This is a genomic window from Aquibium pacificum (assembly GCF_040839445.1).
In the GTDB taxonomy this organism is placed as follows: domain Bacteria; phylum Pseudomonadota; class Alphaproteobacteria; order Rhizobiales; family Rhizobiaceae; genus Aquibium; species Aquibium pacificus.
Genome location: NZ_JBDPGJ010000002.1, coordinates 774,575 through 795,071, shown reverse-complemented (window position 1 = coordinate 795,071; position 20,497 = coordinate 774,575). Strand labels below are relative to the sequence as shown.

At 65.5% G+C, this 20,497-nt stretch carries 23 protein-coding genes; 18 read left to right on the top strand and 5 right to left on the bottom strand.

From position 1 onward, the window contains the following. The first annotated feature begins 153 nt into the window (after window positions 1-153). The 12 genes from ABGN05_RS10245 (at window position 154) to msrA (ending at window position 8,468) form a co-directional block, all read left to right on the top strand. The gene (locus tag ABGN05_RS10245; RefSeq protein WP_367953906.1) at window positions 154-405 is read left to right on the top strand and encodes an MliC family protein; all 252 of its coding nucleotides are present in this window, start codon (window positions 154-156) and stop codon (window positions 403-405) included. 203 nt (window positions 406-608) lie between these two features. Beyond that, window positions 609-1,022, top strand: a complete 414-nt coding sequence (sdhC, locus tag ABGN05_RS10240; protein ID WP_367953905.1) for a succinate dehydrogenase, cytochrome b556 subunit — start codon at window positions 609-611, stop codon at window positions 1,020-1,022. Between the two features lie 2 nt (window positions 1,023-1,024). Continuing rightward, window positions 1,025-1,408 carry a succinate dehydrogenase, hydrophobic membrane anchor protein gene (sdhD, locus tag ABGN05_RS10235; RefSeq protein ID WP_367953904.1) on the top strand — a complete coding sequence of 128 codons (384 nt, stop codon included), beginning with the start codon at window positions 1,025-1,027 and terminating at the stop codon, window positions 1,406-1,408. 7 nt (window positions 1,409-1,415) lie between these two features. Beyond that, a complete protein-coding gene (sdhA, locus tag ABGN05_RS10230) occupies window positions 1,416-3,245 on the top strand; it encodes a succinate dehydrogenase flavoprotein subunit (RefSeq protein ID WP_367953903.1) in 1,830 nt (609 codons plus the stop codon). Between the two features lie 26 nt (window positions 3,246-3,271). Next, complete coding sequence (locus ABGN05_RS10225; RefSeq protein WP_367953902.1) at window positions 3,272-3,532, top strand: hypothetical protein; 261 nt, start codon at window positions 3,272-3,274, stop codon at window positions 3,530-3,532. Beyond that, window positions 3,516-3,926 (top strand): type II toxin-antitoxin system VapC family toxin, encoded by a 411-nt coding sequence (locus ABGN05_RS10220; protein ID WP_367953901.1) that lies wholly within the window; start codon window positions 3,516-3,518, stop codon window positions 3,924-3,926. The genes ABGN05_RS10225 and ABGN05_RS10220 overlap by 17 nt, the downstream gene beginning before the upstream one ends. A 15-nt stretch (window positions 3,927-3,941) precedes the next feature. Next, window positions 3,942-4,721: a succinate dehydrogenase iron-sulfur subunit gene (locus tag ABGN05_RS10215; protein ID WP_367953900.1), complete on the top strand. Its 780-nt coding sequence runs from the start codon at window positions 3,942-3,944 to the stop codon at window positions 4,719-4,721. After that, on the top strand, window positions 4,718-5,491 hold the full coding sequence (locus ABGN05_RS10210) for a PGN_0703 family putative restriction endonuclease (RefSeq protein WP_367953899.1): 774 nt from the start codon (window positions 4,718-4,720) through the stop codon (window positions 5,489-5,491). The genes ABGN05_RS10215 and ABGN05_RS10210 overlap by 4 nt, the downstream gene beginning before the upstream one ends. 50 nt (window positions 5,492-5,541) lie before the next feature. Next, entirely contained in the window at window positions 5,542-6,189 is a 648-nt protein-coding gene (locus tag ABGN05_RS10205; protein WP_367953898.1) for a YceH family protein, read from the top strand. A gap of 70 nt (window positions 6,190-6,259) precedes the next feature. Then, window positions 6,260-7,369, top strand: coding sequence for an alpha/beta fold hydrolase (locus ABGN05_RS10200; RefSeq protein WP_367953897.1), 1,110 nt, complete (start codon window positions 6,260-6,262; stop codon window positions 7,367-7,369). 96 nt (window positions 7,370-7,465) lie between these two features. Next, window positions 7,466-7,777, top strand: a complete 312-nt coding sequence (locus ABGN05_RS10195) for a hypothetical protein (RefSeq protein ID WP_367953896.1) — start codon at window positions 7,466-7,468, stop codon at window positions 7,775-7,777. 91 nt (window positions 7,778-7,868) lie between these two features. Next, entirely contained in the window at window positions 7,869-8,468 is a 600-nt protein-coding gene (gene msrA, locus ABGN05_RS10190; RefSeq protein ID WP_367953895.1) for a peptide-methionine (S)-S-oxide reductase MsrA, read from the top strand. Between the two features lie 34 nt (window positions 8,469-8,502). Here the strand turns inward: msrA and ABGN05_RS10185 are convergent, their stop codons facing one another. The 3 genes from ABGN05_RS10185 to ABGN05_RS10175 all read right to left on the bottom strand — a co-directional run bounded on the left by ABGN05_RS10185 (window position 8,503) and on the right by ABGN05_RS10175 (window position 11,558). Next, on the bottom strand, window positions 8,503-9,648 hold the full coding sequence (locus ABGN05_RS10185) for a Glu/Leu/Phe/Val family dehydrogenase (protein WP_367953894.1): 1,146 nt from the start codon (window positions 9,646-9,648) through the stop codon (window positions 8,503-8,505). Between the two features lie 151 nt (window positions 9,649-9,799). Continuing rightward, window positions 9,800-10,225, bottom strand: a complete 426-nt coding sequence (locus tag ABGN05_RS10180; protein WP_367953893.1) for an OsmC family protein — start codon at window positions 10,223-10,225, stop codon at window positions 9,800-9,802. 97 nt (window positions 10,226-10,322) lie between these two features. Then, window positions 10,323-11,558 (bottom strand): ubiquinone biosynthesis hydroxylase, encoded by a 1,236-nt coding sequence (locus ABGN05_RS10175; protein WP_367954359.1) that lies wholly within the window; start codon window positions 11,556-11,558, stop codon window positions 10,323-10,325. A 123-nt stretch (window positions 11,559-11,681) separates the two neighbouring features. Here ABGN05_RS10175 and ABGN05_RS10170 point away from each other — a divergent pair, with 123 nt between their 5' ends. The 6 genes from ABGN05_RS10170 (at window position 11,682) to ABGN05_RS10145 (ending at window position 19,081) form a co-directional block, all read left to right on the top strand. Beyond that, complete coding sequence (locus ABGN05_RS10170; protein ID WP_367953892.1) at window positions 11,682-12,548, top strand: acyl-CoA thioesterase; 867 nt, start codon at window positions 11,682-11,684, stop codon at window positions 12,546-12,548. Window positions 12,549-12,776: 228 nt separating this feature from the next. Beyond that, on the top strand, window positions 12,777-13,115 hold the full coding sequence (locus ABGN05_RS10165; RefSeq protein WP_072601484.1) for a P-II family nitrogen regulator: 339 nt from the start codon (window positions 12,777-12,779) through the stop codon (window positions 13,113-13,115). Window positions 13,116-13,143: 28 nt separating this feature from the next. After that, window positions 13,144-14,523, top strand: coding sequence for an ammonium transporter (locus ABGN05_RS10160; RefSeq protein ID WP_367953891.1), 1,380 nt, complete (start codon window positions 13,144-13,146; stop codon window positions 14,521-14,523). 222 nt (window positions 14,524-14,745) lie between these two features. Beyond that, complete coding sequence (locus ABGN05_RS10155) at window positions 14,746-17,394, top strand: DNA translocase FtsK 4TM domain-containing protein (protein WP_367953890.1); 2,649 nt, start codon at window positions 14,746-14,748, stop codon at window positions 17,392-17,394. 71 nt (window positions 17,395-17,465) lie between these two features. Next, a complete protein-coding gene (locus ABGN05_RS10150; protein WP_367953889.1) occupies window positions 17,466-18,146 on the top strand; it encodes an outer membrane lipoprotein carrier protein LolA in 681 nt (226 codons plus the stop codon). Between the two features lie 128 nt (window positions 18,147-18,274). Next, entirely contained in the window at window positions 18,275-19,081 is an 807-nt protein-coding gene (locus ABGN05_RS10145) for an exodeoxyribonuclease III (RefSeq protein WP_367953888.1), read from the top strand. Window positions 19,082-19,087: 6 nt separating this feature from the next. Here the strand turns inward: ABGN05_RS10145 and ABGN05_RS10140 are convergent, their stop codons facing one another. Then, window positions 19,088-19,882, bottom strand: a complete 795-nt coding sequence (locus ABGN05_RS10140) for a GNAT family N-acetyltransferase (RefSeq protein ID WP_367953887.1) — start codon at window positions 19,880-19,882, stop codon at window positions 19,088-19,090. 119 nt (window positions 19,883-20,001) lie between these two features. Beyond that, window positions 20,002-20,454, bottom strand: coding sequence for a cyclic nucleotide-binding domain-containing protein (locus ABGN05_RS10135; RefSeq protein WP_367953886.1), 453 nt, complete (start codon window positions 20,452-20,454; stop codon window positions 20,002-20,004). Window positions 20,455-20,497 lie beyond the last annotated feature (43 nt).

Here is a 20,497-nt window from a genome sequence, read left to right as displayed (position 1 = left end):
CAGGGTCAGCCGGCGGACCCGTTGATTCCGCAGCCGCACGGCCACTACTGTCGGCGCCCGATGGCCATCGATTCGAAACCGCGCCTGAGCCTTTTCCTCGCGCTTCCCCTCATTTCCGCCCTGTCAGCCTGCGTCGGCAGCAGTCCCCATGGGATGTCCGCGTCGCCGGCGGCGTTCACGTCGATGCCGACCCGCTATCACTGCGAGAACGGTTCGGAAGTGGTCATCGAAAACCGCGGGACCTCCGTCGTCGTCACGGATGCGTCGGGAGAACCGGTCGAACTGCCCGCCTCCCCCGCCGGCTCGCGCGCCCGTTACGGATCCGGTGCATACGCCCTGGTTCTCGAGGACGGCGAAGCCTTGTGGATGAAAGCCGGCGAGGAGCCCGGAACCTGCCTCCGCTGATGCGCGCCAGCCCGGCGGGCCGACGGACGCCGCAGGCCTGGTCCGGTTCAAACGATTGAACCCGTGCGGGGAGTAAATATCAGGCCGGCCAAGCTTTTTGCGGCTTTGACGCGGTGCGAAAAGCACTCTAGAAAGCGCCCATCCATAGGCTGCTGACGGAGCGAGATCGCGCATCCGGCCGCGCCGTCCGAACTGGGGGAGCCATGAGCAACTCGACAGCCACCCGTCCCGGCATGAAGCCACGCCCGCTCTCGCCGCATCTTTCGATCTACAAGCCGATCCCCACGATGATGATGTCGATCGTGCATCGCATTACAGGCGGTGCGCTGTATTTCGGCATGTTGCTGGTGGCGTGGTGGCTGGTCGCCGCATCGACGTCGGAAGACGCCTTCGGCCTCGCCCAGGGCGTCATGGGTTCCTGGATCGGCATCCTCGTGCTGATCGGCTTCACCTGGGCGCTCTGGCATCATCTGCTCGGCGGCATGCGCCATCTGCTGTGGGACACCGGCTACGCGATGGACAAGCACACCGCCACGACGCTCGCCTGGGCGACGCTCGCCGGTTCACTGGCGCTGACGCTGCTTACCTGGATCGCCGTCTTCGTGGTTGGAGCGTGACGATGGCCGACATGCAGACACCTCTGCGCAGGGTGCGCGGCCTCGGTTCGGCAAGGGGCGGAACGGCGCATTTCTGGCGCGTGCGCGTCACGTCGGTCGCGCTTGTTCCGCTCAGCCTCTTCGCCATCTGGCTGGTGCTGGCGACCTTCGGCTCGGGCTATCTCGAGACCAGGGCGATGCTCGCCCACCCGGTCGTGGCGATCCTGCTCGGACTGTTCGTCGTCATCACGCTCGACCACATGCGGTCGGGCATGGAAGAGATCATCGCCGACTACATCCACGGCGAGGGGCTCAAGCTCGTGCTCCTGATGCTCAATCTCTTCTTCGTCCTCGTCGTCGGCGGAGCGTGCCTTTTCGCTCTGCTCAAGATCGCATTCGGAGGCTGACGCTCCTATGGCAAAGGCAACATCCGCGAACGGCAAGGCCTACACCTTCGTCGACCACAAGTTCGACGTCGTGGTGGTGGGCGCCGGCGGCGCAGGGCTGCGCGCCACGCTCGGCATGGCCGAGCAGGGCCTGAAGACCGCCTGCATCACCAAGGTCTTCCCGACCCGCTCGCACACGGTGGCCGCGCAGGGCGGCATCGCCGCTTCGCTGCAGAATATGGGTCCCGACCACTGGCAGTGGCACCTCTACGACACGGTGAAGGGTTCCGACTGGCTGGGCGACGTCGACGCGATGGAATACCTCGCCCGCGAGGCACCCGCCGCCGTCTACGAGCTGGAGCACTACGGCGTGCCCTTCTCCCGAACGGAAGAGGGCAAGATCTACCAGCGGCCCTTCGGCGGCCACATGCAGAACTTCGGCGACGGCCCGCCAGTGCAGCGCACCTGCGCGGCGGCCGACCGCACCGGCCACGCCATCCTGCACACGCTCTACGGCCAGTCGATCAAGAACAACGCCCAGTTCTTCATCGAGTATTTCGCGCTCGACCTGATCATGACCGACGGGGTCTGCACGGGCGTCGTGGCGTGGAACCTCGACGACGGCACGATCCACCGCTTCGCCGCCAAGATGGTGGTGCTGGCGACCGGCGGCTACGGCCGCGCCTATTTCTCCGCCACCTCGGCGCACACCTGCACCGGCGACGGCAACGGAATGATCGCGCGGGCCGGCCTGCCGCTGCAGGACATGGAGTTCGTGCAGTTCCACCCGACCGGCATCTACGGTGCCGGCTGCCTGATTACCGAGGGTGCGCGCGGCGAGGGCGGCTACCTCGTCAACTCTGAAGGCGAACGCTTCATGGAGCGCTACGCGCCCTCGGCCAAGGATTTGGCCTCGCGCGACGTCGTCTCGCGCTGCATGACCATGGAGATCCGCGAGGGCCGCGGCGTCGGCAAGGCCAAGGACCACATCTTCCTGCACCTCGACCACCTCGACCCGGCCGTGCTGCACGAGCGGTTGCCGGGCATCTCGGAATCGGCGAAAATCTTCGCCGGCGTCGACGTGACCAAGGAGCCGATTCCGGTGCTGCCGACCGTGCACTACAACATGGGCGGCATCCCGACCAACTACTGGGGCGAGGTGCTGAACCCGACCGAGGCCGAACCGGACCGCGTCGCGCCTGGCCTGATGGCCGTCGGCGAGGCAGGCTGCGCCTCCGTCCACGGCGCCAACCGCCTCGGCTCGAACTCGCTGATCGACCTCGTGGTCTTCGGCCGCGCCGCAGCCATCCGCGCCGGGCAGGTCGTGGATCGGACGTCCGCCATCCCCTCAATCGACGAGGTGGCGGTCGACCGGATCATGGCGCGCTTCGACCGCATCCGCCACGCCGACGGCGCCACGCCGACGGCCGTGCTGCGCGAAAAGATGCAGAAGGCCATGCAGGAAGATGCCGCGGTGTTCCGCACGCAGGAGTCGCTCGAGAGCGGCTGCCGGCGCATCTCCGCGATCTGGGGAGAGCTTTCGGACCTCAAGGTTACCGATCGCTCGATGATCTGGAATTCCGACCTGGTCGAGACGCTGGAACTCGAGAACCTGATGGCCTGCGCCATCACCACGGTCTACGGCGCCGAGGCGCGCAAGGAGAGCCGCGGCGCGCACGCCCGCGAGGATTTCGACAGCCGCGACGACGTGAACTGGCGCAAGCATACGCTGTCCTGGGTGAACGACGCCGGCGAGGTGCGGCTCGACTACCGGCCGGTGCACACCGACACCATGCTGCCGGAAAGTGAAGGCGGCATCAGCCTGGCCAAGATCGCGCCCAAGGCGCGGGTGTATTAGGCTAAAGGGCCGAAGGAGGTCCGGAAATGGGCGAGATCACGATCAGGCTTGAAGACGCAACGCTGGTGAAGGCGATCGAGGAAATGGCGTCCATCCACGGCAGACCGGTCGAGACGGAGATCGAGGGCGTTCTGAAGCGCGCCGTGGAGGACCACCAGCGGCGCCGGGAAATCGTCAGCCGCATCGACGAGATAGCCGCGACGACCCCGAAAGGCGTAGCTCAGACGGACTCGGTCGAGATCATTAGGCAAATGCGCGAGGAGCGCGATCGTGCGCTGGGTGGTTGACGCCTCCATAGCGATCAAATGGGTCATCATCGAAGATGGCCGTGAGGAAGCAAGACGGTTTCTACTAACGAACGACGACCTGATAGCACCGGAGTTTCTCGTGGTCGAAGTGGCCAATGCATTGCGGACGAAGATTGCGCTGGGTCAGTTCGAGGCCGAGAATGGCGCTCGCGCGTTGGAAGCCGTGCAGTCCGCCATCGGCACGTTCATTCCCGACCGGCAACTCGTCTCGGACGCATTCTCGCTGGCTGCGCGACTGCGGCACTCCGTCTACGATTGTCTGTACCTCGCTTGCGCCGTCCGGCACGACGCCACGATGATGACTGCCGACACCAGGTTCCTTGACAAGCTCGCCCCGTACCCGGAGAGCGCCCGCGCTCGGGCACTCACCTGAAACAGGTTTGAATCAATGGTAGAACTCACCCTCCCCAAGAACTCCAAGATCAATCCCGGCAAGACCTGGCCGAAGCCGGAAGGCGCGACAAACCTGCGCGAGTACAGGATCTACCGCTGGTCGCCGGACGACGATCAGAACCCGCGCGTCGACACCTACCATGTCGACATGGACGATTGCGGGCCGATGGTGCTCGACGCGCTTCTGTGGATCAAGAACAAGGTCGATCCGACGCTGACCCTTCGCCGCTCCTGCCGGGAGGGCATCTGCGGTTCCTGCGCCATGAACATCGACGGCACCAACACACTGGCGTGCACCAAGGGCATGGACGAGATCGACGGCGCAGTGCGAGTCTACCCGTTGCCGCACATGCCGGTGGTCAAGGACCTCGTCCCGGACCTGACCGTGCCCTACGCGCAGTTGACCTCGATCGAGCCCTACCTCAAGACGGTTTCGCCCGAGCCCGCCAAGGAGTGGCTGCAGAGCCACGAGGACCGGCAGAAGCTCGACGGGCTCTATGAGTGCATCCTGTGCTTCTGCTGCCAGACCTCCTGCCCGAGCTACTGGTGGAACGGCGACCGCTATCTCGGCCCGGCCGTGCTGTTGCAGGCCTACCGCTGGCTGATCGATAGCCGCGACGAGGCCACCGGCGAGCGGCTGGACAATCTCGAAGACCCCTTCCGGCTCTATCGCTGCCACACGATCATGAACTGCACGCAGGCCTGCCCGAAGGGCCTGAACCCGGCCAAGGCGATCGCCGAGATCAAGAAGATGATGGTAGAACGGGCGGTGTGACCGCGTCGCATCTGGAACTCAGCGGATTCCTGCCGCATCTCGATGCGGCATCCCTGCTTGCTCGCCTCAAGGCGGCGCCCGGCAACGAGATCGACAGCGGTAAGTTCGCAAGCCCCGAATCTTCCGCGGCGCTGGCCGTCAATTTCTTCGGATGGTTCTGCTTGCGCGGGGACACGTTTCCGGGTTTTCCGGGACTACCCGCGCTCGATCGGCCGGTGCGCGTCGATGTCGAACGCTGCCTGCGCTTTCCCTGGAGCGGCGGCCGCCATCCCTGGCTCGACGCGGTGATCGAGACCCCCAAGCTTCTGATCGGCGTCGAATCGAAACGCTACGAGCCGTTTCGCACCAAGGCTGTGCCGACACTGTCGGAGGCGTATCGTCGCCGGGTCTGGGGCGACCGGATGGCGGGGTTCGAGGCGGTCCGCGACGGCCTGATGGATGGGTCCATGCGTTTCGACAGGCTCGACGCCGCGCAACTGGTCAAGCACGCGCTCGGACTGCGGACGCAGGCGGCGAAGTCGGGAAAGCTGCCGACCCTCGTCTATCTTCACGCCGAGCCGACGCACTGGCCGGACGGGCGAGCCATTTCGTCCGAACTGCATGCTGCCCATCGCAACGAGATCGCTGACTTCGCGCAGAGGGTCGATGGCGACGAGGTGTCCTTCGTGTCGGTTTCCTATGCCAGCCTGCTCGCGTACCTCGCCGCATCCCCCGACGAGGATTTGCGACGACACGGGGCTGCGGTCGGCGAGGCCTTCGCGCCGCTCTGACGCAGGTTTTTTTCTTGCCGCTACCACACCCATTTGCCACATAGGCCGGCATGGACACCCCAGCCTCAGACCTCCCCCTCCTCAATGCCATCGAAGCTCGCGTGCTCGGCTCCCTGATCGAGAAAAAGGAGCTGACGCCCGACGTCTATCCGCTGACGCTCAACGCCATGCAGTCGGCGGCCAACCAGAAGACGGCGCGCGAACCTGTGATGAGCCTCGATGCGGCAGACATCCACCGTGCCTTCAAGTCGCTGCAGGACAAAGGCCTCGTCCGGCAGGTCTCGGGGTCTCGCGTGGAGCGTTTCGAGCATCTGCTCGGCCAGCGTTTCTCGCTGACGCGCGGCCAGACCTCGCTGCTCGGCCTGATGATGCTGCGTGGTCCGCAGACGGCCTACGAACTCCTGTCGCGCAGCGAGCGCATGGCACGTTACGGCTCCGTCGAGGAGCTTCTGGCCGACATGGACCTTCTCATCGGGCGCAAGTTTCCGCTCGTCCAGCTCGTGCCGCGCGGCCCCGGCCAGCGCGAGGACCGCTATGCGCATCTCCTCAGCGGTCCCGTGACCGTGGCAGTTCGGGCCGCAACCGCCGCGCAACCCCATTCCGCCCCGCAATCCGATCTCGAAGCGCGCGTCGCTGCTCTCGAGGAGCAGCTTGCCGAACTCAGGGCGCAGGTGGAGGCGCTGTCGGCGGGTCGCTGAAGCCCGACGGGTATCTTCTCCGCGTTTGGTGCGCTAGTCTAGCCGCCCCACCAGCCGACGGACGGATGCGATGCCGGGTCAACAGGTGCGATATGTCAGGAGCTTCGACGGCGCCCAGATCGCCTATGCGGTGAGCGGGAGCGGTCCTCCAGTCGTGCTGATGCCGAGCTGGCTGACCCATCTCGAATACCAGGGTCGGAGCGTCGCCTGGCAGCCCTGGCTCGATGCACTCTCTTCCCGATATACGTTGATCCGCTACGATCCGCGCGGCTGCGGCCTGTCCGACCGGGATGTCTCGAACCTTTCGTTCGATGCCTGGGTGCAGGATTTCGCAGCCCTTGCCGACAGACTGGAACTCGACAGCTTCCCCCTCATCGGAACCTGCCAGGGCGGGGCGGTCGCCATCGACTTTGCCGGAAGGCATCCCGCGCGCGTCAGCCACCTCGTCCTCTACGGCACATATGCGAGAGGGCGGAACCGGCGCTCGTCCATCCCGCTCGAACCGGAGAAGGCGAAGGTGATGCTCGACATGCTCGAGCTTGGCTGGGGGCAGGAGGATTCCGCCTTCATGCGGTCCTTTGCGACGCAGTTCCAACCCGAAGGTTCGATGGAGCACCTTCGCTCGTGGTGCGAGTTGCAGCGCCGGGCGACGTCGCCGGCCAATGCCGCGGCACTGACGCGGATCATGTTCGATATCGACGTGAGCGACTCCGCGGCAAGAATTGCCTGTCCGACGCTCGTCGCTCATCCCGACCGCGATGCGGTGGCTCCAATCGAAGAAGGACGGCGGCTCGCGCAGATCATCCCGGACGCGCACTTTCTCCAGCTGGACAGCCCCAATCACTTCCTGCTTGCCGGCGAACCCGCGTGGAGCACGTTCGTGCACGCGCTGCATGATTTCCTGCCCGCGTCGGAAGGCGGGATCGATGCTTTCGGACTGACGCCGAGGGAGCGTGGAGTGCTCGACCTCCTCGCCCGGGGGCTCGACAACCAGGCGATCGGCGGGGAACTGGGCATCAGCGAAAAGACCGTGCGCAATCATGTGACGGCGATCTACGACAAGCTCGGGGCTACCACAAGGGCGCAGGCAATCGTCGCGGCCCGCGAGGTCGGCCTGGGGACCTCTTCAGGCCCCCCCGGGACCGAGGTCCCAGCCAGGAACCGCCGGACCGGCCGATAACCGCCCGCTCCGGGACATCCGCCTCATGCGCGCACGGGAACACTGGGCATAGATTCTCTCCTCAAGCCGGAAGACCGGCCTGCCAGGAGAATCGCCATGATTGCCAAGGTTCGTCAGCAACTCCCCTCCTCACCCGTGCTCTCATGCGCCTTCGCATGTGCGTTGCTGCTTGCTCCTGCCGCGCATGCCGGCGAGGCGGGCCGCCTCGACGCAACGTCCATCGAGAGGCTGAAGGTCATCTATCTCGGCTGCGAGGACTCCGCGACGTCGCAGCGACTGGCGGGCGGCGACGCCATGTACTGCTCGATCGCCTATGAGGAACTGAAGCAGCGCGCGTTCGGCGGCGACTTCGGGCAGATCCGGAGATGGCTCGACAGCCGGACGAGCAGACGCGGGGCGTACGGTTGACGCCGGTCGTACGCTCACGCAAGCGTGTCACGGCTTGATTTTGAAACGCTGCGCCGCTGAATTATTTCTCCGGAAAATGGAGAAGAAATCGATGCTTCGCAGCCTCATCGCAGCTTCATTCGTCCTCGCCGGCGGGTTTCTCGCGCCCGCGATGGCCCAGCAGACCGAGACCGCCATCTTCGCGGGCGGCTGCTTCTGGTGCGTGGAATCCGATTTCGACAAGGTGCCGGGCGTCGTCTCGACGACGTCGGGATACTCCGGCGGAACGCTCGAGAACCCAACCTACCCGAACCACGAAGGTCATCGTGAGGTGGTCCGGATCGAATACGATCCTGCAAGGGTGAATTACGAGACGCTGGTCGACGTCTTCTTCCACACCGTCGACCCGACGGATTCCGGCGGTCAGTTCTGCGACCGCGGGCATGCCTATACGACCGCCGTTTACGTGAACGGCGACGAGCAGAAAGCGGCGGCCGAGAAGGCGAAGACCGATGCGCAGCAGGCGCTCGGCAAGGAAGTCGTGACCCCAATCGAAGCCGCCGGGCCATTCTGGCCGGCAGAGGGCTATCATCAGGATTACTACAAGAAGAACCCGCTCAAGTACCGCTACTACCGCTATGCCTGCGGCCGCAACGCGCGCGTCGAGGAGGTTTGGGGCAAGGCGGCATACGAGGGCGTCCCCTCGCACTGACCGTTTCTTCTCAACCGGACAGCGACCGCGGGCGTTACCGGCGGACGCGCGTGGTGCCTCGGTTCCGACCGCGTGCGAGCCTTTCGCCGGCCATCGCCTCCGCGACTTCTTCGGTCGTCTTCCCCTCCTCTTCCGCGCGTCTGAAGATCGCCGTCAGCGTCTCCGGTATTCTCGCGACCCGTTTCATGGTCGCGTCCGCGTCGTAGCCGCCCGGCGCGAGTTCGGCCGCGACGTTCATCAGGCCGCCGGAATTGATGACGTAGTCCGGCGCATAGAGGATGCCGCGCGCCCTCAGGAGGTTGTCGTCCCGGTCAGTAGCAAGCTGGTTGTTGGCCGCGCCAGCCACGATCGAGGCCTTCAGGAGCGGGATGGTCTCCTGCGAAAGAATGCCGCCGAGCGCGCAAGGGGCGAGGACATCCACGTCCGCCTCCAAAATGGCATTGCCCAGGACCGACCGCGCGCCGAGGTGGTCGACCGCCTTTTGCGCACGCGCCGGATCGATGTCTGAAACGGTGAGAAACGCGCCTTCCTGGCTGAGTTTCTTTGCGAGCGACCAGCCGACGGAGCCGAGTCCCTGGACGGCGACGCGGATTCCCGCCAACCTGTCCTTGCCGCGGCGATGGCGCAGGGCTGCCTTGATGCCGAGAAACACGCCGTGCGCGGTCACGGGCGAGGGATTACCGCTGCCGCCGCTGGTCGTCCCGGTCACGTTCGGGGTCCGGGCACGAAGGAAGTCGGCATCCTCCAGCGTCAGCCCGACATCCTCGCCGGTGTAGAACTGGCCGTCGAGGGCGCGCAGCATCTCCGCGTAGGCTTGCAGCAGCTCGGGCGTCTTCTGCGTCTTCGGATCGGCGATGATCACTGCCTTGCCGCCGCCGAGGTCGAGACCCGCGATCGCGGCCTTGTATGTCATGCCGCGCGACAGTCTCAGCGCATCCGTCAGGCCCGCTTCGAAGCTCTCATGCGGCCACACCCGGGTGCCGCCCAGCGCCGGACCCAGCGTGGTGTCGTGCACGGCCACGATCGCGGTCAGGCCTCTGCTCTCGTCGCGCCCGAGCCAGACCTGCTCGTGCCGGTCGAAATCCGGCAGGCCACCGGCTTGCGCGGTGATGTCCTTCAGGGAAAGAGACGATGCACGTCCGGGCACTTTCAAGCTGCGCGGCTCGATGGAATGAAGCATCTTTTCTGATCCTCCCGATGATCTTTTCTCCATCTCTGCCATATAGGGCGAACCGGCCGATCTTTCCTTTCGAAGATGGCCGGGTTCGCGAGCTTACGTTCCGGATTCTGGCACGATTGAGCCAGAATCTGGTCGGACGGGAGAGGCAGCCTCAGCCGAGCCGGGCGTCCAGCGTCACGTTGATGGCGCCCAGCGCCTTCGAAACCGGGCACTCGGCCTTGGCCTTGTCGGCGAGTTCCTTGAACTTCGCCTCGTCGATGCCCGGAACGGATCCCGTCAGGGTGAGCGCGCTGCCGGTGATGCCCTTGCCCGGCACCAGCGTGACGACGGCCTTGGCGTCGAGCTTGTCGGCCGGGGTGCCGTTTTCGGCCAGGAAGTGCGACAGCTGCATGGCGAAGCAGCCGGCATGGGCCGCGGCGATCAGCTCTTCGGGATTGCTGCCGGCCTTGCCGCTCTCGTCCTCGAAGCGCGATTTGAAGGAATAGGCGAGCCCGCTGAGCGCGCCGCTCTGCGAACTAAACGTCCCGGTCCCTTCCTTGAGATTTCCCTTCCAGGTGGCGGTGGCTGAGCGGTCCATGCAGGATCTCCGTTCTCGTGTGGGTTGATTGCGTCTGGCGACAATACCGTGGCGGCCGATCGCGATCCGACAAGTTTCCGTTACTGGCTTGGCGACGTCAGATAGGCTCGCCGCGTAGCAGGTTCGGGGCGGGTCCAGCGAGACCCGCTGCCTGCCGGATGAAGAACGCCTTTAGCCAGGGCATCCGGTCGACCATGCCGAGTCCCACGTCGCGGATCGTCCGCAGCGGTGCGAAGTCGTTGGAGAACATGCGGTTCAGCACGTCGGTGGTGATGCCCATCTGGACGGTGTCGAAGCGGCGCCAGCGCGTGTAGCGTTCGAGAACGTCGAGCGCGCCGATGTCCTCGCCTAGGCGCTCGGCTTCGACGATCACCTGGGCCAGCGCGGCGGCGTCCTTCAGACCGAGATTGAGGCCCTGCCCGGCGATCGGGTGGATGCCATGCGCCGCGTCGCCGGCAAGCGCGAAGCGCGGGGCGACGAATTCGCGCGCAAGGGTCAGCCCCAGCGGCCACGCCTTTCGCGGACCGTCGACGCGTATTTCGCCAAGCTTGAGGCCGAAGCGCAGTTCCAGTTCCGTCTCGAACACGATGTCGTCCTCCGCCACCAGGCGGTCGGCGACCTCGGTCCGCTCGGTCCAGACGATCGAGGAGCGGTTGCCGCCATTCCCGTCGGGCTTGAGCGGCAGGATGGCAAAGGGGCCGGCCGGCAGGAAATGCTCCTCCGCGCGTCCTTCGTGCGGCCGTTCATGCGCCACCGTGCAGACGATGCCCGACTGACCGTAGTCCCAATGCACGGTCTTGATCCCCGCCATCTGCCGCAGGCGCGACTTCACGCCGTCCGCCGCGATCAGGAGCCGCGCCTCCAGGACCTTGCCGCCGGCGAGAGCGACCGTGACCCGCGCGCCCTCGACCTCGAAATGATCCACGGCCACGCCTTCGACCAGGACGATGCCGAGTTCGGCGGCCTGGCGCCGCAGCGCCGCGTTCATCTCCCGGTTGGGCACCATGTGGGCGAAGGGCTCTCCCTCCTTCACTTCGCCGTCGAAGGTAAGGAAGACTGGCCGCACCGGGTCGGTGGTGCGCGAATCGGTGACGATCATGTCCATGATCGGCTGCGCCGCGGGCTCCATCTGGGACCAGCAGCCGAGCTGTTCGAACATCCGCCGGCCCGCGGCGGCGATCGCAGAGGCGCGGGTATCGCGCTCCCAGACGCCTGCAGGCGCCGCATCCACGACCGTAATCTTCAACATCGGCCGCGCCTGCGCGATCGAAACGGCGGTGGCGAGCCCGACATAGCCCGCGCCCGCCACGACGATATCGACACTGTCCTGCATCTTGTTCGACACCCTGGAACTCCATTCCCGAAGCAACGCCGCCACCGGGCCGCTTGACTCATCCTGCCTAACTGTCCGAAACCGGCCTCCCGGCAAGGCCGGCGCGAGAGGGTCCAAAGCACGATGTCTTCACCCATGCAGGAACTCCTCGGTATTCTCGACCTGGAGCACCTGGAGCACAACCTGTTTCGAGGTCGCAGTCCCCAGACGACCTGGCAGCGGGTCTTCGGCGGCCAGACGATCGGCCAGGCGCTGGTCGCCGCGCAGCGCACCGTCGATCCCGACCGGCACGTTCACTCCCTGCACGGTTACTTCATGCGCCCGGGCGACACGCAGGTACCAATCGTCTACGAGGTCGACCGCATCCGCGACGGCGGCTCCTTCACGACCCGCCGCGTGGTCGCCATCCAGCATGGCAAGGCGATCTTCTCGCTCGAAGCCTCTTTTCAGCGTCTCGAGACGGGGCTCCAGCATCAGGTCGACATGCCGGCGGGCGTGCCGTCTCCCGACGAACTGAAGAGCCAGCGCGAACTCCTCGATACGACGCCGAACGTTCCCGAAGCCATCCGGCGCTTCTGGGCCCGTGAGCGCCCCCTCGAGATCAAGCCCGTCCACGTGGAACACTATGTCAGCCGCGACAAGCTGCCGCCCAGGCAGAGCGTCTGGATCAGGACGACCGGGCCGGTGCCGCCGCAATGGCCGGTGCAGTCGGCGGTGCTGGCCTACCTGTCGGACATGACGCTGCTCGACACCGCGACGTTCGCCCATGGCCGCGCGATCTTCGATCCGGACCTCCAGGTGGCGAGCCTCGACCACGCCATGTGGTTCCATCAGCCAGACCCGCTCGACGACTGGCTTCTCTACTCGCAGGACAGCCCGTCGTCTTCCGGGGGCAGAGGGTTCACCCGCGGCTCGCTCTACGCGCGCAACGGCACGCTCATCGCATCGGTCGCCCAGGAAGGGCTGATCCGGCAGAGAACTAATGCCTAAAAATTAGGCATTCCGTATTTTTTGCATATTTGTTAACCCAATCCATTGTGCACTGCCGCAAACCCGCAGCAGCGCGCGCTGCCTTCGCCTATGGATTCCAGCAGCTTAACCCCACCACCCGCGAACTGGCACGGAGCTTGAATCACCTGATGCACGCTCTGGCTGCCTCGGCGTGCCGGCGGTGTCACGTAACGCGGGGGACCCGCAAGAAAAGAAGGGTGAAACCTTATGAAGATCGTGATGGCAATCATCAAGCCTTTCAAGCTCGACGAGGTGCGCGAAGCGCTCACCGCCGTCGGGATCCAAGGCCTGACCGTCACCGAAGTCAAAGGCTACGGGCGTCAGAAGGGGCATACCGAGATCTACCGCGGAGCCGAATACGCGGTGAGCTTCCTGCCCAAGATCAAGATCGAGGTCGCCGTCGGTGGCGACATGGTCGACAAGGCCGTCGACGCGATCAGCGGAGCCGCCAAGACCGGCCAGATCGGCGACGGCAAGATCTTCGTCTACGGGATCGATCAGGCCGTGCGCATCCGCACCGGCGAGACCGACGTCGACGCGCTTTGAGAGCCAATTCGATTTCAAGGAGACAGAAATGAACCTTTCGACCATTTCCAAGGCTGCGTGGCGGCCAACATTGCTCGGCGGTCTCGGACTTGCGGTTCTCGGAGCGAGTGCGGCATTTGCCCAGGAAACCGCCGCCCCCGCGGCGGAGGCAGCCGCCGAAGCCGCCGCGACCACCATGGACAAGGGCGATACCGCCTGGATGATGTTGTCGACCATCCTCGTCCTCTTCATGGTGCTTCCGGGCCTGGCCCTCTTCTACGGCGGCCTGGTGCGCGCCAAGAACATGCTCTCGGTGCTGATGCAGTGCACGATGATCACGGCTGTCGTCATCGTCATCTGGGTGGTCTATGGCTATTCATTCGCCTTTGGCGGCGGCACGGGCGCCTATTGGGGCGGGCTTGGCAAGCTGTTCCTGTCGGGCGTGACGGCTGACAGCGAGGCCGCGACCTTCTCCGACGGCGTGGTGATCCCCGAATTCGTGTTCATCTGCTTCCAGATGACCTTCGCCTGCATCACGCCGGCGCTGATCATCGGCGCGTTCGCCGAGCGTATCAAGTTCTCGGCGGTCATCCTGTTCGTCGCGCTCTGGGTCACCTTCGTGTACTTCCCGATCGCCCACATGGTGTGGGATGCCAACGGCCTGCTGTTCGGCTGGGGCGCTCTCGACTTCGCCGGCGGAACGGTCGTCCACATCAATGCCGGCATCGCCGCGCTCGTCGGCTCCATCATGATCGGCAAGCGCGCCGGATACGGCAAGGACAACATGGCTCCGCATTCGATGACGCTCACCATGGTAGGCGCATCGATCCTTTGGGTTGGCTGGTTCGGCTTCAACGCCGGCTCCAACCTCGAGGCCAATGGCGGTGCCGCCCTGGCGATGATCAACACCTTCACCGCGACCGCCGGCGCCATCATCGCCTGGGTCTTCATCGAAAGCCTCGCCCGCGGCAAGGCCTCCATGCTCGGCGCCGCCTCGGGTGTCGTCGCCGGCCTGGTCGCGGTCACCCCGGCTGCCGGCCTCATCGGACCGGTCGGCGCCATCGTGCTCGGGGCCATCGCCAGCGCGGTCTGCTACTACTTCGTGGCGGTGGTGAAGATCAAAGCCGGCTACGACGACTCGCTGGACGTTTTCGGCATCCACGGCATCGGCGGTATCGTCGGCGCAATCGGCACGGGCGTGTTCACCTCGTCCTCGCTCGGCGGCATCGGCTATGCCGAAGGCGTCGGCATGGGCGGCCAGGTCTGGATCCAGATCCTCGCCGTTCTCGTCACCGTCATCTGGTGCGGCATCGGTTCGGCGATCCTCTACAAGGTCGTGGACCTGATCGTCGGCCTGCGCCCGAGCGAAGAGGCCGAGCGCCAGGGGCTGGACCTCACCTCGCACGGGGAAGTGGCCTACCACTCCTGAGAAAACCCGCGGCGGTTCGTCCGCCGCGCCTATCCGGTGCCCCAGGGCACATCCTCCCAGGAAGCGGAGTCCGGCATTGCCGGGCTCCGTTTTCTTTTCGGCTGGAGAGCTCCGTGCGTGGCTGGATGGTTAATGCCGCTTTAACCTCGCCATCCTAGTCTGGCGCCGATTTCGTGACCCGCCCCAAGTGGATCTCGAAAGGTCGATCAGAGGAAGGAAAGCATGCGCCAAGGCAACCCCGCAGCGTTCGCCATGTCCGGCATCGGATACGGTATCCAGACGTTCCTGCGCCGCCAGTTCCTCCGCGCGCTCGGTCTGGCGCTGCTCGCCTTTTGTGGATTCGCCGTGGCCGGTCTTGCGACCTGGAACGTCGCCGATCCGAGCTTCAGCCATGCCACCGCGAACGAGGTGACGAACGCGATGGGCTATCCCGGCGCGGTGTTCTCCGACCTCGCCATGCAGTTCTTCGGGCTCGCGGCAGTCGCCGGCCTCCTTCCCGCCTTCTCCTGGAGCCTGTTCCTCCTCGCGGCGCGCCGGCTCGACCGGCTGCCGCGCCGCGGCCTCGCCTGGTTCGGGGCCCTGTCCCTTTCGGCCGGTATCACGGGCTGCATCGCTGCGCCGGACACATGGCCGCTCCCCTCGGGGCTCGGCGGCGTCGTCGGCGACATCGTCCTGAAGCTGCCCGGTGCCCTGGCCGGCGGATACCCGACCGGCTGGATCGCGGCGCTCTGCGCGGCGATCCTCGTTGCGCCGACTGTCTGGCTCATGCTCTTCGCAACCGGCCTCATCGGACGCATTCCGGTTTCCGAAGACGGAGTGACATCCGAACGGGACGAGATCGATGACGCGCAACAGGATCCGGAAGAGAGCAGCGGCGTCCTCGCCCTCGGCGCGGTGGTTCACTGGTGGCTCTCGCTGCGCGCCTTCGTGCGCCGGACCTTCGCAGCGGCGCGTCCCGTCCCCCGCGCCGCCTACGACAGGGACGAGCCGGAAGACGATCCGCTGCTCGACCTCGAAGTGTCGCGCGATGACAGACTGACCCCCGTCGCGCCGTCGTCGCCTCGGACCGCGCGGATCGAACCGAGGTTTGCGGCCGATCCGGAGTTCGAGCGGGAGCAGGACGACGTCGAGGACGACTTCGCGGACGAACCGCTCGAATTCGCCGCCGACGTTCCAGCGGCCCCGGAGCGCCGACGGGCCGCCCCGCAGCACGAAGAGACCGACCTCAAAGTCCGCAACTTCCGCTCGGTGCCGGGCCAGGCGCGCGTCGAATCCCCCGCTCCGCGGCCGCAGCCCGGGAGCCGGGTGCAGCGCGAGGCCCAGACCAGCCTGATCGAGGCCGACAGCTTCGAGATGCCGTCGCTGCACTTCCTCGCCGAGGCGAAGAACGTGGTGCGCGACGCCAGCCTGTCGACGGAGGCCCTGGAGCAGAACGCGAGACTGCTGGAAGGCGTGCTCGAGGATTTCGGCGTCAAGGGCGAGATCATCCATGTGCGCCCGGGCCCAGTGGTCACGCTCTACGAACTGGAGCCGGCTCCCGGCATCAAGTCGAGCCGCGTCATCGGGCTGGCCGACGACATCGCACGTTCGATGAGCGCCATCGCCTGCCGCGTCGCCGTCGTTCCGGGCCGCAACGCCATCGGCATCGAACTGCCGAACGCCAAGCGCGAGACCGTCTATCTGCGCGAGATTCTCGCCAGCCGCGACTTCGAGCAGTCCAAGGCCAAGCTGGCGCTGGCGCTCGGCAAGACGATCAACGGCGAGGCGGTGATTGCCGACATCGCAAAGTTCCCCCACCTGCTCGTCGCCGGTACCACCGGCTCGGGCAAGTCGGTCGCGATCAACACCTTCATCCTGTCCATCCTCTACCGGATGAAGCCGGAGGACTGCCGGCTGATCATGATCGACCCGAAGATGCTCGAACTTTCCGTCTACGACGGCATTCCGCACCTGCTGACCCCCGTCGTCACCGATCCGAAAAAGGCGGTCGTGGCGCTGAAGTGGACGGTGCGCGAAATGGAGGACCGCTATCGCAAGATGTCGAAGGTAGGCGTCCGCAACATCGACGGCTTCAACCAGCGCGTGGCGCAGGCGCAGAAGAAGGGCGAAGGCATCTCGCGCACGGTCCAGACCGGCTTCGACCGCGAGACTGGCGAGGCAGTCTACGAGACGGAGAACCTCGACCTATCGCCGCTGCCCTACATCGTAGTCATAATCGACGAGATGGCCGACCTGATGATGGTGGCGGGCAAGGACATCGAGGGCGCGGTCCAGCGCCTGGCGCAGATGGCGCGCGCGGCCGGCATCCATGTCATCATGGCGACGCAGCGTCCGTCGGTCGACGTCATCACCGGCACGATCAAGGCGAACTTCCCCACCCGCATCTCCTTCCAGGTGACATCAAAGATCGACAGCCGCACCATCCTGGGCGAAATGGGTGCCGAGCAACTGCTCGGCATGGGCGACATGCTCTATATGGCCGGCGGCGGGCGCATCCAGCGCGTGCACGGGCCCTTCGTCTCCGACGACGAGGTAGAGAAGGTCGTCGCCCACCTGAAGCTGCAAGGCGTGCCGGAATACCTGGATTCGATCACCGAGGACGACGACGACGAGGGCGGCTCGTCCGGCGCGGCCAGCAGTGGCGGCGATGCCGGCAGTATGGACGATTCCGACGATCCCTACGACCAGGCGGTCTCGGTGGTCTTGCGGGATGGCAAGGCCTCCACCAGTTATATCCAGAGACGCCTGGGCATCGGCTACAATCGCGCTGCCTCGATCATCGAGCGCATGGAGAAGGAGGGGATTGTCGGTCCCGCCAACCATGCGGGCAAGCGCGAGATTCTCGTTCCTACCGAGGAAGAGACCTACTGAGCCATGCCTCAGCCCAACTAACGCCGCAGTCGCTCCCTAGGCGCAGCGGCATGAACAGGAGAATCGGAACCATGACCGCATCGTCCCCCGCGCGTCCGAACCGCTTCCGCCGCGCAGTGTCGGCCCTCGTCCTCGGCATCGCCGTCGCAGGATCGGCGCTGCTGGCCATGCCGATGACCGAAAGCGCGGCCCAGGCGGCGACCATCGCGGACGCGCAGAAGATCGCCGACCACTTCTCCAGCGTCCGCACCATGTCGGGCGAGTTCGTCCAGTTCGGACCGCGCGGCGAGCAGACGGGCGGAAAGTTCTTCATCGAGCGGCCCGGCAAGATCCGCTTCAACTACGAGGCGCCATCCGGCTTCAAGGTGATTTCCGACGGCGATTCCGTGGTCATCAACAATGCCAAGCTGAATACATGGGATCTCTATCCGCTGTCGAAGACGCCGCTCAAACTTCTCCTCGACAACCGCATCGACCTCTCGGGAAACAAGGTGCGCAGCGTCAAGCAGGACGAGGACCTCACCACGATCCAGTTGCAGGACAAGTCGGTCTTCGGCGATTCGACGATCACGATGATGTTCGATCCCAAGTCCTACGACCTGCGGCAGTGGACCATCACCGACGCGCAGGGCAAGGACACGACCGTGATGATCTTCAACGTCCAGCAGGGCGTGAACCTCGACCCGGGCGTCTTCAAGATCGACTACGACTACATCTCCGAGAACACCGGACAGGCGACGGGCAGGCGCTGAGCTCGGCCTGACTCCGAACGTTCGACGGCGAACTCGGCCGCATGACGGCGCGGAAACCCTCCGCGCCGCTTGTCTTTCCGGCCGGCGGCTGACATTGCTGCCGCGACATTCAACGAACCCGCCGCCGCATGCCCCTTTGCATCGCCACCTGGAACATCAACTCGGTTCGCCTGCGCCTGCCCATCGTGGAAAAGTTCCTGCGCGAGCACCAACCGGACCTCCTGTGCCTTCAGGAGACCAAGTGCCCGGACGACCTCTTTCCGGTCGAGGCCTTCCATGCGCTCGGCTATCCCTTCGTGGCGATCAGCGGGCAGAAGGGCTATCACGGCGTGGCCACGATTTCCCGGCGCCCGGTCGAGGTGACCGAAAAGCGTGAGTTCTGCCGCAAGGGCGACTGCCGCCACATCGCGACGCGCTTCCAGGCCGGCGACAGGTCGGTTCTCCTGCACAATTTCTACGTTCCGGCCGGCGGCGACGAACCCGATCCGGAAATCAATCCGAAGTTTCGGCACAAGCTCGACTTCATCGAGGAGATGCGCGATGTCGCCGCCGCCCGCGAGGGCGCGGACGCGTCGATCCTGGTGGGCGATCTCAACATCGCCCCGCTGGTGGAAGACGTCTGGTCTCACAAGCAGCTTCTCAAGGTCGTCAGTCACACGCCGGTCGAGACCGAGGGACTGGAATCGATGCGCGTGGGCGGCGGCTGGCAGGACCTCATGCGCATCCACACGCCGCCGCCGGAGAAGATCTACACCTGGTGGAGCTACCGCGCCCGCGACTGGGAAGCGACGGACCGCGGGCGCCGGCTCGATCATGTCTGGTCGTCGGAAAACCTCGTCGAAAGCCTGCGCGGCATAGAGGTGCTGAAGGAGGCACGCGGCTGGGAACGGCCTTCCGATCACGTCCCGGTCATCGCCCGGTTCGCGCTCGACTGATCCGCCTCAGCGCGTGAAGCGCGACCCTTGCATCGGTGTCGCGATACCGCAGACCAAGCCGCTTTCCAGGCGAAGACCGCACGCCTCGACCATCCGCCGCGATGCAGCGTTGGTCGCCGAGACCAGCTCGTAGATGTGGGTCGCCGTGAGACGCTCGAACACGCGCGAGATCATCAGCGCGTTGACGTAGTTGCCGAACCCCTTGCCACGCAGGGTATCCGCGACCGCGACCAGGCCTCCCCAAGCATACCGGTGGAAGTCGCTGTCGGAATTGTGCGGCAGGTAGCCGTGGGCGACGGCCACGACATTCCCGTCGGCGTCTCCGATGGCTGCGGTCGTAGCGGGACCGATGGCTCCGACCAGCATGGAACCCGAGAACGGTGCCACGCCGGCGGCGCTCATGATCGACTGAATGCGTTGCGTGCGTTCGCCTGTCGGATCGATTGGGCTCTCGAGCTCGAACAGGCCGGCCGGCAGGCTGCGTGACAGTATCCGTTTCGACGCCAAGAGCGCGGTGGACCGGTCCGCCAGGAAGACGTCCCAAGTATCCAAGCGATAGCCCCGTTCGGCCAGGCGGTCATTGAGTCCGGCCACCTCGTCGACGGAAATGAGTCGAAAGCCGCAGATGCCGTCGCGATCGAGGTACTCGTCGATCCGTTCCCATCCGAGCTTTGCCGGATCATCGCAGCCCATCGTGCGACCGGTCTGGCATGCCCCGGGTGTGGCCTCGATGAAGGCAGCCGCCGCTTCCGCCCGTGCTTGAAGTCGCTGCTGCGTTTCGGTGCCGAAATAGCCAGCCATCCGATTGCCCTCCGGCAGCGACCATAACGATTTCACAAGCAGCCGCCAGCCGACGGGATCTGTGTTCTCCGACGCGCTCCCGGTTCCGTTGGCCGCGGATCGCAGCGCGGCGGCCGCGGCTAGAGGAACTTGGGCGCCAGCCGCTCGATCCGCGAGGCCATCGCCGCGAAGCCTTGCGACAACCTCTTGTGAAGCTTGGCCGCCACTTCCGGATATTCCTCGAGGATGCGCCGGAACAGCGCGCGGTTGAGGCGCATGACCTCGCTATCGCTGGCGGCGGCGGCGCCGGTGAGACGCCGCGTGTCGGCGATCAGCGCCAATTCGCCCAGGATGGCTCCCGGACCATGCGTCGACAGCGTCACCCGTCCTTCCCCGGTGTCGCGAAAGAGCGTGATCGAACCCGAAACGACGACATAGGCGCAATCGGCGCGCGCGCCTTCGCGATAGAGTTCCTTCCCGGAGGAAAGTTTCAGACGTTCGGTACCGAAGGCGAGGAGGCGCAACTGGTCGGGTGTGAATTCCTCAAAAATCCCCACGCCGGCAAGGATGCCGATATCGTCCTCAAGCGCCATGAAGCAGTCCCGGCTTCCCCCCGCCCCGCCGTGAGCTTGCTAT